Below are 14531 nucleotides of genomic sequence, written 5' to 3'. Positions count from 1 at the left end.
ATTATTCGTGGTCTATTGAGTCGAAAAACATATCAATACGAGAGCGATGCCGATGAATCCGACCATCCCCGATCTGCGCCAGCTTCGCTATTTCGTCGCCGTGGCCGAGGAGCAGCATTTCGGCCGCGCGGCGGCGCGCCTGTCGATGACACAGCCGCCGCTCTCGCAGGCCATTCGCGCGCTGGAGGAGACGCTGGGCGTGGCGCTATTCGCGCGCACGCGCCGTTCGGTGGAACTGACGTCAGTGGGCGCCGATCTGTTGCCGGAGGTGAGGCGCCTGTTGGCGAGCGCCGAAGCGTTGCGGCCACTCGCGCAGAGCCTCGCGCGCGGCGAGGCGGGCGTGCTCGCGCTGGCCTTCGTTTCGACCGCCGACTATGGCTTGCTGCCGCTTTTGCTGCGCGACTTCGGCGCGCGCTATCCGCGCGTGCGCTTGCAGCTCGCCGAAGCCACAAGCGACGTGCAGGTGGAAGAGCTGGTGGCGGGTCGCATCGATGCAGGCCTCGTGATCGCACCCGTGCCGCCGCGCCACGCGGCCCAGCTTGCTTACCAGCCGATCGCGCGCGAGCCGCTCGTGATCGCCATGCCCTCGGCGCTTTCGGCGCGCCTTGGCGGTCCGTGGTCCGACGACTGGCACGACGACCCCGTGAGCCTGCGCGATCTTGCCGATGCACCGCTCGTCGTCTTCCCGCGCCATCTGGCCCCCGGTTTCTACGACACCATCATGGACTGCTACGGCGCGGTCGGCCTTGCACCCCTCATCGGCCAGGAAGCGATCCAGATGCAGACGATCGTGAGCCTCGTCTCGGCCGGCATGGGCGTGGCGCTCGTGCCGCAGTCGCTGCGCCATCTGCGGCGCACGGGCGTCGTGTACCGGCCGCTCGTCGGGGCGGTGCCGGCCATCGAAACGGGTCTTGTCTGGCGCTCGGCCGAGGTCAGCCCGGTGCTCGCGGCGTTCATCGAGATCGTGCGCGCACACGCGGCAACGGTGGGCCGGCCAGCGCCCGAGGGCTAGCCTGAAGCTCGGGCGACCGGGGACGTCATCTGTCACCGCTACACGCGCGGCGCATCGCCAACCGTGCATTTTGGTTCGTGCCCCCTCGCGTCGGCGATAATGTCACGCCATGACGCGCTGGCGGCGAACCTCGCCCTTTCAAACGTCCAACGCGCTTTGCCCGCTTTTGCGAGCGGCGCGGTACTGCTTACAACCCGATTTCAATCGATATCGCCGACAAGACTTCATCCACGATGCTCATCCACCCGAACTTCGACCCCGTCGCCATTCATCTGGGGCCGCTCGCCGTGCGCTGGTACGGCCTCATGTATCTCGTCGGCTTCATTCTGGCGATCGTGATCGGCCGTCTGCGCCTGCGTCTGCCGTACGTTGCCGCGCAGGGCTGGACCGCGAAAGACATCGACGACATGCTGTTCTACGGCGTGCTCGGCACGATCCTGGGCGGGCGCCTCGGCTACGTGCTGTTCTACAAGGCGAGCTGGTATTTCGCGCACCCGCTCGACATCTTCAAGGTGTGGGAAGGCGGCATGTCGTTTCACGGCGGCTTCCTCGGCGTGACTTTTGCGATGGTTCTGTTCGCGTGGCAACGCGGCCGCACCTGGCTGCAAGTCACGGACTTCGTCGCGCCGATGGTGCCCACGGGGCTCGCCTTTGGCCGTCTCGGCAACTTCATCAACGGCGAGCTGTGGGGCCGCGTGACCTCGCCCGACTCGCCGTGGGCCATGCTGTTTCCGGGCGCCGCGAACGACGACGCCGCGTGGCTCGCCGCACATCCGCAACTGGCCGCGCAGTGGCATCTGAACGAAGTGTTCGCGCAGTACCATCTGCTGCCGCGCCATCCGTCGGAACTGTATGAAATCGCGCTGGAAGGCATCGCGCTTTTCGTCGTGCTGATTCTTTTCGCGCGCAAGCCGCGCCCCGTGGGCGCGATTTCGGCCATGTTCCTGATCGGCTATGGTCTCGCGCGCTTCACGGTCGAGTTCGCACGCGAACCCGATGACTTCCTCGGCCTGCTTGCGCTCGGCCTTTCGATGGGCCAGTGGCTCTCGCTGCCGATGATCATCGTGGGGATTGGCTTGATGGCGTGGGCGTATCGCCGCGCCAAACGCGGCAACGACGGCGCGCAGGTAGCGGGTGCCAAGAGCTGACACGCGCACGCGTCACGCGTTTTAGCCCATGAAAAAGGCCACGGTTTTCGCCGTGGCCTTTATTACTTGCGTGCGTGAATTGCCTGGATGGCGCGCCTTACTTCATCTGCACCGAGCCGGAGACGTTGACCGTCACCGTGGACGTGCCGCCTTCGAGCGGCACAGGCGCCGACATTTTCGCGTCAGCCGAAGCGGCGCGGGCGCTCATCATCATCATGGGGCGCGGCATCACGCCCGAATGCCCCACGTTCACGTCGCGAATCGTGTAGCTGCTGTAGCCGAACGCGCGCGTGGCCGAGAGGGCCTGGTCGCGGAACGACGCGATGGCCTGGCCCGAAAGCTTTTGCTCGGCGGCGCGCTGCGCCTCTGGCGACAGCGAGAACTGCACGTTGCCCACCTGCATGATCGACGAGAGGTCGCCGGCGAGCTTCGACGCCGCCGCGAAATCGTGCGACTCGAGCACGACTTCCGTGCGGCCGCGCCAGGCGGAGATGCGTCCGTCGCGATCGGTGGAAGGGAAGATCGAAAACTGGCCGGAGTGCGCGGTCACGCCTGCGACGCCTCTTGCACGTTGGAGCGCGGCGTCGGCGCGCTGATTGAGCGTCACGGTGAGCGAGGCGGGATCGTTTGCTTCCTGTTCGTAGAACAGCGTAATGTTGACGACGTCCTGAGGCACTTCGGCGCTCGCCTGCGCGGAAAGCGAAAGCACGCCCGAGGGCTGCTGGAAACGCGCGTCGCTCTGTGCGAACGCGGCGCCCGGCGCGAGCGTCATGGCGATGGGGAGGGCCGCAGCCAATGCGGCGGCGAGCGTGACAACGGTTTTTCGGTTCATTGAGGCTCCTTGCAGAACTTGCGTCGCGCGCGAGGCATCTGTCATGACGCGCGACTGTGCGCGATTGTGCTTCAAGTCGCGCACGAATGCAGTGTGCGTGCCCGGCCGCATGCGTCGAGGCAGAACCGAACCGCATCACATCAGATGTTTCGTGATGAAGTTCCACTCGGCCGTCGTGACGGGCGTGATCGAAAGGCGGTTGCCCTTGGCGAGCACGCGCATGTCCGAGAGTTCCTCGTGCTCACGCAAGGCGGCGAGAGCAATCAGCGGGCACTTCTTCTTGAACACGACGTCGACGAGTATCCAGCGCGGATTTTCGTGTTTCGATTTCGCGTCGTAGTAAGGGCTTTTCGGATCGAACTGCGTCGGGTCGGGGTAGGCCGTGGACGACACCTGCGCGATGCCCGCGATACCCGGCTCGGGGCAGCTCGAGTGATAGAACAGCACGCCGTCGCCTTGCTGCATGGTGTCGCGCATGAAATTGCGTGCCTGGTAGTTCCGTACGCCGGTCCAGGGCAGCGTGCGCTGCGGCGCGTTTGCGAGGTCGTCGATGCTTGCTTCGTCGGGTTCGGACTTCATCAGCCAGTAGCGCATGAGTCGAAGTTCACGTCGAAAGGGGAGAGGAGCGAGCATGCGTGCCGCGAAACAATGCAAACGCCCGCCGCACAATGGAAAACGGCATCGGACTGTGGTCCGATGCCGTTTGAATAGGTCCCCGCCATGGCCGCTAGGCCGGCATCCTGAACCGAGGGTTCAGAATTGGTCGCAGTTAGCAGCACTTCGGGTACATCAGACTGTGTGACGCGCACGCCCGTGCTACAAATTTCCGCAACCGTGCACATGGCATTGGTTCAAGGAATATATGACCTTGGCGAACCAGGCAGGGAAGCTGACTAAACTGTTTGGCAGCGTGTTTAGAAACGCGCGTTTCTAAACGAATCAACGCTACCTATGAACAACATCATACCGCACGTTAGCGCTTACAACCGCAGCGTACATCAGCGCTTATTGCACACCGTACTGGTGAATCACAGCGCCAAGTTGTTCGTTCATTTGGCGCATTGTACGACGGATTTCTTCGGCTGGGAATGCTTCCCCGTGTCGCACGCTCGTTTGCAGGCGCAGCAGTTCGGAGGCGAGCGAGAGCGCCGCCATGACGGCGATGCGATCGACGCCGCGCACGTTGCTGTGATTGCGGATCTTCGACATTTCGGCATCCACGCGCGCCACGGCTTCGAGCAGCGCCTGTTCCGTTTCCGGCGAACAGACGAGGCGATAAGTTTGGCCGAGTATCGTCGCTTCGATCTGCTTGGTGGTCATGCATTTTCTCCGTGGCGGGCCGCGTTGCTGTCGTCGTTGCTCTGCGACGGCTCAAGCAGATCGAGCTGGTTGTCGCGCTCGTTACCTGCGCGCGCGCGTGGCAGCTTTTCGAGGATCGCGTTCAGACGCACCTGTGCATCGTCGATCTTGGCCGAGAGTGCATCGCGCTCTGCTTGCAGCGCGGCGCGCTCCTCGCGAACCTGTTCGAGTTCAGCGCGTGTTTCGTCGCATTGCGCACGCAGCTGCGCGAGTTGCTCTTCGAGTGCGAGGCGCGCTTCGTGTTGGCGCTGATTAATCTCGATCAGCCGCCCGATGTTTTGTGAGAGTGTTTCGAGTTCGTTGAGCATGTGCTGCGTCCTCTAAAGACAGGCATTCTAGCGCGGATTAACGCGTATTTTGATAATTGTGTCGTTTCCAGACGTAACAACCCGGCTTCTTACCCGAATCAGGCCCGAATCCCTCGCTACGTGTGCTGCATAGCCAGGCGGGAACGTAATTTGCCAGGGGCGCGCGCGCAGCGCATCGTCTCGATCGTGGTCCGCGCGTTATAACATCACGAATTCATGGTCTTTTGCCAGTGCTTTTGCGAACGGCTTTTGCCATGCCGCTTCTGCTATGCGTCATGCAGAATCTTTAGCGACGAAAATACAGCGCTCTGTCGTAGCCTGCGATACCCCCTGTTGTCTTTCTGTGTGAGCTTGATTGAAATCCGCCGCCGAGTTCCCCAATGCGTTCCATGAGCCGCGATGAGTCCCATGCTGTGCCGCCGATGCACGCGCTGCCGCGCCGCTCGATGAGCGCGCGCCGCGCGTGCATGATCTGGGGCGCGCTCGCCACGGCGGCGCTCGTGGTGTTCGCTGCGTCTCTCGCGACAGGCAGCGTGAGTGTGACGTTTGCGCAGGCGCTGGCGGCGCTTGCTCCAGCGCATGACGTGCACGGCGCGCCCGACATGGCGATCGAAATCGTGCGCACGCTGCGCTTGCCGCGCGCGTTGGCGGGTTTTGCATGTGGCGGCTTGCTCGCGCTGGCGGGCGCGCTGCTGCAGGTGCTGCTGCGCAATCCGCTTGCGGAGCCCTATGTTCTCGGCGTTTCGGGCGGCGCGGCCGCGTTCGCGCTCGTGGCGATGATCGCGGGCGTGGCGTGGTGGGGCGTGCAGGCGAGCGCGTGTGCGGGTGCGTTCGTTTCGATCCTGCTCGTGCTCGGTCTCGCGCGCCGCGAGTTGTGGCGCGGCGAGCCGCAAGACAGCTCGCCACGGCTTCTCTTGACGGGAGCGGTGACGGCGGCAGGCTGGGGCGCATTGATCACACTGCTGCTCACACTCGCTCCCGACACGCGGCTGCGCGGCATGCTGTTCTGGCTCACGGGCGACCTCAATGGCGCGAGCACACCATGGCCCGCGCTCGCGACGCTTGGCGTGGTCCTTGCATGCATCGTGCCCGCCGCGCCGATGCTCAACGTGCTGCTGCGCGGCGACGCTGCTGCGCAGGCGCTCGGTGTGCCGGTGCTGTCTCTGCGCGTCGGCATTTATCTTGCCGCGTCGCTCGCGGCGGCGGCTGCCGTGACGACGGGTGGCACCATCGGCTTCGTCGGGCTCGTCGTGCCCCACATGCTACGCCTCGCGTTCGGCAACGACCAGCGCATGCTCGTGCCCGCCGCCGCGCTGGCGGGCGGCGTGGCCGTGATGGGCGCGGACCTCGTCGCGCGTACGGTGGCGGCGCCCGCGCAGTTGCCGGTGGGCGTCGTGACCGCGCTCGCGGGCGTGCCCGTTTTCCTGTGGATGCTCCTCACGAGGCGTGGACGATGAGCGATACGCATACACCACTGCTCGCTGTCCACGCGCTCACGTTGCGCGCGGGCGCGCGCACGCTCGTGGAATCGCTCACGCAAAGGTTTGCCGCTGGCGAGATCTGGTGCGTGGCGGGCGCGAATGGCGCGGGCAAGACCACGCTGATCGGCGCGCTCGCGGGCCTGGCCGAGCCTTCGGCGGGACGCGTGGAAGTCGAGGGCATCGCGCTCGTGCAGTGGCCAGCAGTGCGCCTCGCGCAGCGCCGCGCGCTGATGCCGCAGGACCAGCGCGACGCATTCAGCGCGAGCGTGATCGACACCGTGCTGCTCAATCGCTATCCGCATCTTTCGGGCTGGGGCTGGGAAAGCGACGCCGATCGCGCCGCCGCGCACGCCGCGCTCGCCGCGCTCGGCCTCGAAGCGTTCGCCGCGCGCGATGTGCTGTCGCTCTCGGGCGGCGAGCGCCAGCGTGTCGCGCTTGCCGCCGCGCTGTGCCAGGGCGCGCCGCTCCTGCTGCTCGACGAGCCGCTCGCGCATCTGGACTTGCATCATCAGATTGCGTGTCTCGAAGCGCTCTCGCGCTGGGTGCGCAGTGAAGCGCGAGCGGTGCTCTTTTCGTGCCACGATCTCAATCTTGCGCGGCGTTTCGCAACGCACGCGCTCCTCCTTGACGGCCGCGGCGGATTTCACGCGGGCCCCGTGCGCGATGTGCTCACGCCGGAGCGCGCGAGCGCCGCATTCGGTCATCCGCTCGTGCTGATACGCGAGGGCGCGCACGAGGCGCTCGTCCCTGCACTCGTCCCCGCACTCGTACCCACGCACGGCTCGACATCTTCATCACCGCCTTCGCCGGGATCGAACGGCGTGCACTAGTGTGCCGCTGTCGCCCGCATCACTTCGAAACGAAACACACCATGACGTCATCGCTTACCGAACTGCTCGCCGTCGAACCGCTCGACCTCTCGTTGCGCGACGAACTGCAACGCCTTATCGACACGAAAACCAAACCGCCCGGCAGTCTCGGCCGACTCGAAACACTGGCGCGCCAGCTCGGCATGATCCAGGGTACGACGCGTCCGAGCGTCGAGCGGCCCGTGATGATCGTGTTCGCAGGAGACCACGGCATTGCCGCCGAAGGCGTGAGCCCATACCCGCAGGCCGTGACTGCGCAGATGGTCGCGAACTTCGTGGCAGGGGGTGCGGCGATCAATGCGTTCAGCGGCGTGGCGGGACTCACGCTCGAAGTCGTCAACGCGGGCGTGGCGACGCCGCTGCCGCCGTCGGCCACACTCGTCGATGTGCCCATCGCGCCCGGCACGCACAACTTCGCGCGCGAGCGCGCGATGACACGCGACGAAGCGCTCGCCGCACTCGCGGCGGGCGCCGAGCGCGTGCGCCATCACGCGGCGCTCGGCACGAACGTGATCGGCTTTGGCGAAATGGGCATTGCGAACACGTCGTCGGCAGCGTGCCTGATGAGCCGGCTGTGCGGCGTGCCGATCGACGAATGCGTTGGGCGCGGCACGGGCCTCGACAATGCGGGCCTCGCGAAAAAGCGTAATGTGCTCGCGGCGGCGCTCGCGCATCATGCCGACGCGCGCGAGCCACTCGACGTGCTCGCCGCGTTCGGCGGCTTCGAGATCGCGATGATGGCGGGCGCGTACCTCGAAGCGGCGCGCTCGCGCATGGCGATTCTCGTGGACGGCTTCATCGCCACAGCGGCGCTGCTCGTGGCCGACTCGCTCGCGCCGAGCGTGCGCGACTACTGCGTGTTTGCGCACGCATCGAACGAAGCGGGGCACCGCCGCATGCTCGATCACTTCGGCGCGCGCGAACTGCTCGCGCTCGACCTGCGTCTGGGCGAGGGCACGGGCGCGGCGCTCGCGGTGCCGCTGCTGCGCGCGGCGGTGGCGTTCCTGAACGAAATGGCGAGCTTCGAGTCGGCCGGCGTCGACAATCGCAGTGATCGCCACGCCTGAGCGCCGCGCGATGAAGCCGCTCGCGGAGCTGCGTTATTTCTTCACGGCGCTGGGCTATTTCACGCGCGTGCCGGTGCCGCGCTGGGTGGGCTTCGAGCCCGCGTGGCTCAATGCGGCGGCGCGCTACTTTCCGCTCGTCGGCGCGTTGATCGGCGCGCTCGCGGCGCTCGTCTATCTCGCCGCGTTGCGCGTGTTTCCGGCGAGCGTGGCCGTGCTGCTTTCGATGGTTGTCACGCTCCTCGCGACGGGCGGCTTCCACGAAGACGGTCTCGCCGACTGCCTTGACGCATTCGGCGGCGCGTACGCCCGTGAGGACGTGCTGCGCATCATGCACGATTCGCGCATCGGCGCGTTCGGTGCGATCGGGCTTGTAGTGGCGCTCGCGCTCAAGTGGCAGACGCTCGCGGCGCTGCCGCCGGCGCGCGCCGCGATGCTGATGATCGCCGGCCACGCGGCGAGCCGCGCGTGCGCGATCAGCTATCTCGTCTCGCTCGAGTATGTGCGTCCCGAGGGCAAGGCCAAGCCCGTCGCGCAGCGCATGAGCGTGCCCGCGTGGCTATGCGCGTGCGTGTTCGGCTTGCCGTGGCTGTTCTGGCCGGTGTGGTCCGGCGCGCCCGACTGGCGCGCGGGCGTCGCGACGCTCGTCGTGCTCGCCGTGTTGCGCTATGCGCTGGGGCGTTACTTCGTGCGCCGCATCGGCGGCTATACGGGCGATTGTCTCGGCTTCGCGCAACAGGTGTTCGAGATCGCCATCTACCTCGTGGGGCTCGCGTGGATCTCGTTCTGATCCGCCATCCCGCCGTGGCGGTGGATGCGGGCGTGTGCTACGGCGCGAGCGACGTGCCGCTCGCGGGCGACGCGACGCAGCAGGCCGCATCGCTCGCCGGGCGCATTGCGGCCCTCGGTGTGCGCGAACCGCATCGTATTGAAACGAGCCCGCTCACGCGCTGCGCGAGCGTGGCGGCGGCACTTGGCCGTCTGCGCGGCCACACGCCGCAAGCCGAAGCGTGCCTCGCGGAGATGGACTTCGGTGCGTGGGAGATGCAGCGCTGGGACACGATCGAGCGCGCGCAGATCGACGCATGGGCTGCGAATTTCGAGCACGCACGTGAGCATGGTGGCGAGAGCGTTGCCCAGTTCGATACGCGCGTGAGCGGGTGGTTCGACACGCTCGACGGCCACGAGAAGTCTACCGTTTGGGCCGTCACGCATGCGGGCGTGATTCGCACCGTCACGGCGCGCGCGCTCGGCATGCCGCTCGCGCGTTGCGTGCGATGGCCGCTGGAGATGGGCGCCATTGTGCATTTGCGTTACGACTCGTCAAGCGCACTGTGGCTGCTTGCGCGCTGGAACGCCTAGCAAGTCGCTGCGGATATCGAATCAATGCGCCGCGGCGTTGCGTGAGCGGGCGAGGTCGAGATCCTCGCACAGCTGCGCCGCGCCCTCGGCGATGCGCGGCGCGGGGCGCGTAAGCAGATCGCCGTCGATGGCGAAGAGATTGCCGCGCGCGACGGCGGCTAGCGCGGGCCAGGCGCGCCAGCGCTCGAGGCTCGGCAGCGGGCGATCCGGCGAAGTCGCGCCTTGTGACGCGGTGACGATCGCTTCGGGATTGGCGGCGAGGACGGCTTCCGTGGAAACCGTCGGCACCAGCGGTTCGAGCGCCGCGAACACGTTACGGCCGCCGCAGAGCGCGATCACGTCGTTGATCATGTGCGAGCCGTTGAGGGTCATCAGCGGCTGATCCCAGACTTCGTAGAAAACGCTCACGGGTGCGCGCTGCGCATAGCGTGCGCGCAGCTGCGCGATGTCGCGGCGGTAAGCAGTCGCGGCGGCTTGCGCGGTTTCCCCGGTGCCGAGCAGCACGCCGAGGCGCGTGAGCGAGGTCGCGACATCGTCGAGCTTGTGCGGTTCGCTGAAAAAGAGGGGGATGTGCAGCGCGCGCAGACGATCGAGTTGTTGCTGCGCGTTGCCGTGACGCCAGACCACGATGAGGTCGGGCTTGAGTGCGGCGATGCGCTCGAGGTCGAGCGCGCGATTGTCGCCCACGTGCGGCACCTTTTGTGCTTCGGGTGGGTAGTCGCTGTAGGCCACGGCGCCGACCACCTTCGCGCCACCGCCCGCGGCGTAGAGCAGCTCGGTCACGTGGGGCGCGAGGCTCACTACACGCTGCGCAGGTGCGGGGAGGGTGACGGTGTTGCCCGCGTCGTCGATGGCGGTGACGGTTGCCTTCGCGGCGCACGGCAGGGTCGTCGCAACCAGCAGCGCAAACGCAATGGCGGCCGCGCGCATCAGCCGATCGCCCGCATGGCTTGCTCGAGTGCGTTTTCGAAGCGCTGCCATTCGCCTTCGGACGCGGGCAGGCCAAAGCGCAGGCTGGCCGGCGCGTCGAAGCGGCGCGTCCACACTGCGTGGCGCGCGAGTGCGTCCTGCAGCGCCGGCGCGCGCGGGTCCGTGATCCACGCGAAGAGCGGCGTGGCGTGCGGCGTGAAGCCGTGAGCGCACAATAGCGCGACGAGGCTCGCGCTTTCGGCGGCGAGGCGAGTGCGCGCTTCGTTCTGCCATGCGCTGTCTTCGAACGCATGGGTGACGGCGTGACGCGCCGGCCCGCTCACGGTCCACGCGCCCAGACTCGCGCGCAATGCGGCTAGCAGAGCAGGTGCGCCGAGCGCGAATCCGCAGCGCGCGCCCGCGAGCCCGAAGAACTTGCCGGGCGAGCGCAGCACGACGAGTCCTTCGCGGCTGGTTGCGTGCGCAAGCGTTTCGGATTGCTCGTGGCCGAACGCATCGGCAAAGGCTTCGTCGACGATCAGCGTGCCGCCGCGCCCCGCGAGTTGCGCATGCCAATGCAGCAGGCGGGCGGCAGCAAGATGCGTGGCCGTCGGATTGTTCGGATTCACCACGACGGCATGCGTGACGGTATCGGGCAGCGGGTCCTGCGTGACGTCGAGCGGCACGATCTCATGGCCCGCGCGCGCGAACGCCGGTGCGTACTCGCCGTAGGTAAGCGGTGCGATTGCGACACGCGCGCGCGGCAGCAACGCCGGCAGCGTGCGGATCGCGGCCTGACTGCCCGCCACCGGCAAGACGTGGCGGGCGTCGGGCGCGCCGTAGTAGCGTGCGGCGCGCGCGGCGAAGCCGTCGCCGTCGTCGGGCAGGCGCCGCCATGCCGTGGACGGCACCGGCGGCACGGGGTAGGCATGCGGATTGATGCCGGTGGAGAGGTCGATCCAGGCGTCCCAGGCGATGCCGTAACGCTCCGCGGCTTCGTGCAGATTGCCGCCGTGTGCGACGAGTGCGGTTGGATGCTCAGACATGGGTCGCCACGCTCACGAAGGCCAGTGCGAGCAGCGCCGCGAGCCACAGGATGGTGGTGCGTTCGACGAGCCGCAAGGCCGCATCGACGTGCTGCGCGCGCGGCGGTGAGCCCACGCCGAGCGTTGGGCGCTCCTCCAGCGTGCCGTGATAGACGGCCGCGCCGCCCAGCAGCACGTTCAGGCTGCCCGCGCCGGAGGCCATCACCGGGCCCGCGTTCGGGCTCTCCCAGCGATGCGCCTGTTCGCGCCAGCAGCGCAGCGCCATGCGTGTATCGCCGAGCAGCGCGTAGCTCGCGGCCGTGAGGCGCGCGGGAATCCAGTTGAGTACGTCGTCGATGCGGGCGGCCGCCCAGCCGAAGCGCAGGAAGCGCGGCGTGCGGTAGCCCCACATGGCATCGAGCGTGTTGGCGAGACGGAACGCGAGGGCGCCCGGGCCGCCCGCGATCGCGAACCAGAACAGCGCGCCGAAGATCGCGTCGTTGCCGTTTTCGAGCGCCGATTCGACGGCAGCGCGCGAGAGCGCGGTGGCGTCTGCTCCTGCTGTGTCGCGCGAGACGATGCGGCCGGTCAGCTCGCGCGCGGCTGCGAGATCGCGCCGTGCCAAAGCGGCCCCGATCGGCGCGATGTGCTCGGTAAGACTGCGCGCGCCGAGCGCGAACCACAGCAGCGCGACGTGCAACGCCCAGGCGAGCGGCCAGGGCAGCAGCGCGCACAGCAGCGCGGCGACGATGACGGGCGGCGCAACGACGGCGAGCCATGCGAGCAGGCCGAGCGGACGGCCGCGGCGACCCGTGTTCAGGCGCGCTTCGATGCGGTTCGCGTACTGGCCGAAGGCGACGAGCGGGTGTGCGCGGCGCGGCTCGCCGAGCCAGCGGTCCACGGCGACGCCGGCCACGGCGAGCGCGGCGGTAACGGGTAGCGAGAGCATCATGAGGTCTCGCGCGGCGCCTTGAGTACCAGTGGCAGGCCCGCGACGACGAGCGTGGCGCGGTCGGCGAGCGCCGCGATGCGCTGATTGAGGCGGCCGAGTTCGTCCACGTAAAGGCGCGTGGCTGCGCCCATCGGCACGACGCCCATGCCGATCTCGTTGCTCACCACGAGCACCGTGCCTTGTGCGCGCTCGCAGGCGGCGGCGAAGGCGTCGAGGCGCTCGCGCCAGTCGGGCAGTGGCGCATCGGAGTCGGCGGGGCAAAGCAGGTTTGCGAGCCACAGCGTGAGACAGTCGATCAGCACGCACTGGCCGGGCGCCGCTGCTGCGTCGAGTGCGCCCGCGAGATCGAGCGGCGCCTCGGCGAGCGCCCAATGCGCGGGCCGGCGCGCGCGATGGTGGCCGATGCGCTCAGTGAACTCGGTGTCGCCGGTCACGCGCGCGGTGGCGATATAGGTGACCGGCAGGCCGCTCCCGGCGGCGAGGCGTTCGGCGTGCGCGCTCTTGCCCGAGCGCGCGCCGCCGACGATGAAGGTGAGATCGCGCGAATTCATCGCGTGATTGTAACGGCTGCGGTCAGGCCCGCCGTTGTCCTGCATTGGGCGGTGCAGCGATGGGATAATGCGCGTTCGCCCTCGCAGCCCACCCAAGCGCTTCATGACCGCCACGCTACCCGCCGTGCCCCGCGTACCCACTGGCACGCTGATGATCCAGGGCACGACTTCCGATGCCGGCAAGAGCACGCTCGTCGCCGGCCTGTGCCGACTCGCGCGTCGCGCAGGTGCGCGTGTCGCGCCGTTCAAGCCGCAGAACATGGCGCTCAACAGCGCCGTGACCGTGGATGGCGGCGAGATTGGCCGCGCCCAGGCGCTGCAGGCTGTCGCCGCCGGCATCGAAGCGCACACCGACCTCAATCCGGTATTGCTCAAACCCAATAGCGACCTCGGCTCGCAGGTCATCATCCACGGCAAGGCGCGCATGAACCTCAACGCGCGCGCGTACCAGGACTACAAGCCGCTCGCGCGCGAGGCCGTGCTGGAGTCCTATGCGCGTCTGCGGGCGCGCTACGACACGGTGTTCGTGGAAGGCGCGGGCAGCCCCGCCGAAGTCAACCTGCGCGCCAACGACATCGCGAACATGGGTTTTGCCGAGGCGGTCGATTGCCCGGTTGTGCTCGTGGCCGACATCGACCGGGGCGGCGTGTTCGCGCATCTGATCGGCACGCTGGCCTGTCTCTCGGAGAGCGAGCGCGCGCGCGTCAAAGGTTTCGTCATCAACCGCTTTCGCGGCGACCGCACGCTGCTGGAACCCGGCCTCGCCTGGCTCGAGCAGCAGACGGGCAAGCCGGTGCTGGGCGTCGTGCCGTATCTGCACGGACTCACGCTCGACGCCGAGGACATGCTGCCCGGCGCGGCCCATAGCGCCGCACAGGCCGAGGGCGAGACGCTGCGCGTGGTCGTGCCGGCGCTGCCACACATCAGCAACCACACCGACTTCGACGCGCTACGCGCCCATCCGCAGGTCGATTTCAGCTATGTGCGCACGGGCGAGGCGCCACCCGCCGCCGATCTCGTGATCCTGCCGGGCTCGAAGAACGTGCGCGACGACCTCGCGTGGCTGCGCGCCCAGGGCTGGGAGACGGCGCTCGCGCGGCATCTGCGGTATGGCGGGCGTGTGATCGGCATTTGCGGCGGCATGCAGATGCTCGGGCGCGCGATTGCCGATCCGCATGGCGTGGAGGGCGAGCCCGGCGCGGTCGAGGGCTTAGGCTGGCTCGACTACGAGACCGTGCTCACGCGCGAAAAGACACTGAAGAACGTGACGGGCGCGCTCGCGCTGGAAGGCGCGGACACCGACGCAGGCCCGGCGCGCGTGGCGGGCTACGAAATTCATATGGGCGAGACGCGCGGGCGCGCGCTCGAATTGCCCGCGCTGTGGCTCGCAGCAGCGCGCGATGGCGCTCAGGAAGGGGCGACGCGCCCGGATGGCGCGCGCTCGGCGGATGGCCAGATTCTCGCGACCTACGTGCACGGCCTCTTCGACACGCCGCAGGCGTGCGCGGCGCTAGTACGCTGGGCCGGGCTCGCGCAGGCGCGCGCGGTGGACTATCCGGCGTTGCGCGAGGCGTCGCTGGAGCGGCTGGCGGACACGCTCGCGGCGAGCCTCGATCTGGAGAAGGTGTTCGGCGTAATCGGCTAAAAGCGCGGCTGACC

16 protein-coding genes and 1 other RNA gene are annotated in these 14531 nt (G+C 67.8%); 8 read left to right on the top strand and 9 right to left on the bottom strand.

Annotated elements, in window-relative coordinates:
• Window positions 1-52: 52 nt before the first annotated feature.
• The gene (locus M3I54_RS18230; protein WP_254338278.1) at window positions 53-1012 is read left to right on the top strand and encodes a LysR family transcriptional regulator; all 960 of its coding nucleotides are present in this window, start codon (window positions 53-55) and stop codon (window positions 1010-1012) included.
• 233 nt (window positions 1013-1245) lie between these two features.
• Window positions 1246-2160, top strand: coding sequence for a prolipoprotein diacylglyceryl transferase (lgt, locus tag M3I54_RS18225; protein WP_254338276.1), 915 nt, complete (start codon window positions 1246-1248; stop codon window positions 2158-2160).
• A 97-nt stretch (window positions 2161-2257) separates the two neighbouring features.
• Here lgt and M3I54_RS18220 read toward each other — a convergent pair whose 3' ends face one another.
• The 5 genes from M3I54_RS18220 to M3I54_RS18200 all read right to left on the bottom strand — a co-directional run bounded on the left by M3I54_RS18220 (window position 2258) and on the right by M3I54_RS18200 (window position 4659).
• On the bottom strand, window positions 2258-2992 hold the full coding sequence (locus tag M3I54_RS18220; RefSeq protein WP_254338273.1) for an SIMPL domain-containing protein: 735 nt from the start codon (window positions 2990-2992) through the stop codon (window positions 2258-2260).
• A 135-nt stretch (window positions 2993-3127) separates the two neighbouring features.
• Complete coding sequence (locus M3I54_RS18215) at window positions 3128-3586, bottom strand: EVE domain-containing protein (RefSeq protein ID WP_254338272.1); 459 nt, start codon at window positions 3584-3586, stop codon at window positions 3128-3130.
• A 114-nt stretch (window positions 3587-3700) separates the two neighbouring features.
• Window positions 3701-3882, bottom strand: a non-coding RNA gene (gene ssrS / locus M3I54_RS18210) — 6S RNA.
• A gap of 115 nt (window positions 3883-3997) precedes the next feature.
• Window positions 3998-4312 carry a cell division protein ZapA gene (locus M3I54_RS18205; RefSeq protein ID WP_254338270.1) on the bottom strand — a complete coding sequence of 105 codons (315 nt, stop codon included), beginning with the start codon at window positions 4310-4312 and terminating at the stop codon, window positions 3998-4000.
• Window positions 4309-4659 (bottom strand): ATPase, encoded by a 351-nt coding sequence (locus tag M3I54_RS18200; RefSeq protein WP_254338268.1) that lies wholly within the window; start codon window positions 4657-4659, stop codon window positions 4309-4311. The genes M3I54_RS18205 and M3I54_RS18200 overlap by 4 nt, the downstream gene beginning before the upstream one ends.
• Window positions 4660-5048: 389 nt before the next feature.
• Between M3I54_RS18200 and M3I54_RS18195 the strand changes: the two genes are divergently transcribed.
• From M3I54_RS18195 to cobC, 5 genes are read left to right on the top strand one after another with little or no spacing between them, the layout of a single operon-like run.
• Window positions 5049-6116 (top strand): iron ABC transporter permease, encoded by a 1068-nt coding sequence (locus M3I54_RS18195; RefSeq protein ID WP_254338399.1) that lies wholly within the window; start codon window positions 5049-5051, stop codon window positions 6114-6116.
• Window positions 6113-6970: an ABC transporter ATP-binding protein gene (locus M3I54_RS18190; RefSeq protein ID WP_254338266.1), complete on the top strand. Its 858-nt coding sequence runs from the start codon at window positions 6113-6115 to the stop codon at window positions 6968-6970. Before M3I54_RS18195 ends, M3I54_RS18190 begins: the two co-directional genes overlap by 4 nt.
• Before the next feature lie 41 nt (window positions 6971-7011).
• The gene (gene cobT, locus M3I54_RS18185) at window positions 7012-8076 is read left to right on the top strand and encodes a nicotinate-nucleotide--dimethylbenzimidazole phosphoribosyltransferase (protein WP_254338264.1); all 1065 of its coding nucleotides are present in this window, start codon (window positions 7012-7014) and stop codon (window positions 8074-8076) included.
• 10 nt (window positions 8077-8086) lie between these two features.
• Window positions 8087-8863 (top strand): adenosylcobinamide-GDP ribazoletransferase, encoded by a 777-nt coding sequence (locus M3I54_RS18180; protein WP_254338397.1) that lies wholly within the window; start codon window positions 8087-8089, stop codon window positions 8861-8863.
• Window positions 8848-9435 carry an alpha-ribazole phosphatase gene (gene cobC, locus M3I54_RS18175; protein ID WP_254338262.1) on the top strand — a complete coding sequence of 196 codons (588 nt, stop codon included), beginning with the start codon at window positions 8848-8850 and terminating at the stop codon, window positions 9433-9435. Before M3I54_RS18180 ends, cobC begins: the two co-directional genes overlap by 16 nt.
• A gap of 21 nt (window positions 9436-9456) precedes the next feature.
• On the opposite strand, the gene M3I54_RS18170 is transcribed toward cobC, so the two are convergent.
• The 4 genes from M3I54_RS18170 to cobU are packed head-to-tail and all read right to left on the bottom strand — an operon-like array spanning window position 9457 to window position 12872.
• Window positions 9457-10365: a cobalamin-binding protein gene (locus M3I54_RS18170; RefSeq protein ID WP_254338260.1), complete on the bottom strand. Its 909-nt coding sequence runs from the start codon at window positions 10363-10365 to the stop codon at window positions 9457-9459.
• Window positions 10365-11390, bottom strand: a complete 1026-nt coding sequence (gene cobD / locus M3I54_RS18165) for a threonine-phosphate decarboxylase CobD (protein ID WP_254338259.1) — start codon at window positions 11388-11390, stop codon at window positions 10365-10367. The genes M3I54_RS18170 and cobD overlap by 1 nt, the downstream gene beginning before the upstream one ends.
• The gene (gene cbiB / locus M3I54_RS18160; protein WP_254338394.1) at window positions 11383-12318 is read right to left on the bottom strand and encodes an adenosylcobinamide-phosphate synthase CbiB; all 936 of its coding nucleotides are present in this window, start codon (window positions 12316-12318) and stop codon (window positions 11383-11385) included. The genes cobD and cbiB overlap by 8 nt, the downstream gene beginning before the upstream one ends.
• On the bottom strand, window positions 12318-12872 hold the full coding sequence (gene cobU, locus M3I54_RS18155) for a bifunctional adenosylcobinamide kinase/adenosylcobinamide-phosphate guanylyltransferase (RefSeq protein ID WP_254338257.1): 555 nt from the start codon (window positions 12870-12872) through the stop codon (window positions 12318-12320). The genes cbiB and cobU overlap by 1 nt, the downstream gene beginning before the upstream one ends.
• Before the next feature lie 103 nt (window positions 12873-12975).
• Between cobU and M3I54_RS18150 the strand changes: the two genes are divergently transcribed.
• Complete coding sequence (locus M3I54_RS18150; protein ID WP_254338255.1) at window positions 12976-14517, top strand: cobyric acid synthase; 1542 nt, start codon at window positions 12976-12978, stop codon at window positions 14515-14517.
• Window positions 14518-14531 lie beyond the last annotated feature (14 nt).

It is taken from the genome of Paraburkholderia sp. CNPSo 3274 (assembly GCF_024206475.1).
GTDB lineage: Bacteria > Pseudomonadota > Gammaproteobacteria > Burkholderiales > Burkholderiaceae > Paraburkholderia.
This window is presented reverse-complemented; position numbering and strand designations above follow the sequence as displayed.

Bases quoted from the DNA above. Each gene is read 5' to 3' on its own strand.
- M3I54_RS18230 (WP_254338278.1), top strand. From the start codon at position 53: ATGAATCCGACCATCCCCGATCTGCGCCAGCTTCGCTATTTCGTCGCC.
- lgt (WP_254338276.1), top strand. From the start codon at position 1,246: ATGCTCATCCACCCGAACTTCGACCCCGTCGCCATTCATCTGGGGCCG.
- M3I54_RS18220 (WP_254338273.1), bottom strand. From the start codon at position 2,992: ATGAACCGAAAAACCGTTGTCACGCTCGCCGCCGCATTGGCTGCGGCC.
- M3I54_RS18215 (WP_254338272.1), bottom strand. From the start codon at position 3,586: ATGCGCTACTGGCTGATGAAGTCCGAACCCGACGAAGCAAGCATCGAC.
- M3I54_RS18205 (WP_254338270.1), bottom strand. From the start codon at position 4,312: ATGACCACCAAGCAGATCGAAGCGACGATACTCGGCCAAACTTATCGC.
- M3I54_RS18200 (WP_254338268.1), bottom strand. From the start codon at position 4,659: ATGCTCAACGAACTCGAAACACTCTCACAAAACATCGGGCGGCTGATC.
- M3I54_RS18195 (WP_254338399.1), top strand. From the start codon at position 5,049: ATGAGCCGCGATGAGTCCCATGCTGTGCCGCCGATGCACGCGCTGCCG.
- M3I54_RS18190 (WP_254338266.1), top strand. From the start codon at position 6,113: ATGAGCGATACGCATACACCACTGCTCGCTGTCCACGCGCTCACGTTG.
- cobT (WP_254338264.1), top strand. From the start codon at position 7,012: ATGACGTCATCGCTTACCGAACTGCTCGCCGTCGAACCGCTCGACCTC.
- M3I54_RS18180 (WP_254338397.1), top strand. From the start codon at position 8,087: ATGAAGCCGCTCGCGGAGCTGCGTTATTTCTTCACGGCGCTGGGCTAT.
- M3I54_RS18170 (WP_254338260.1), bottom strand. From the start codon at position 10,365: ATGCGCGCGGCCGCCATTGCGTTTGCGCTGCTGGTTGCGACGACCCTG.
- cobD (WP_254338259.1), bottom strand. From the start codon at position 11,390: ATGTCTGAGCATCCAACCGCACTCGTCGCACACGGCGGCAATCTGCAC.
- cbiB (WP_254338394.1), bottom strand. From the start codon at position 12,318: ATGCTCTCGCTACCCGTTACCGCCGCGCTCGCCGTGGCCGGCGTCGCC.
- cobU (WP_254338257.1), bottom strand. From the start codon at position 12,872: ATGAATTCGCGCGATCTCACCTTCATCGTCGGCGGCGCGCGCTCGGGC.
- M3I54_RS18150 (WP_254338255.1), top strand. From the start codon at position 12,976: ATGACCGCCACGCTACCCGCCGTGCCCCGCGTACCCACTGGCACGCTG.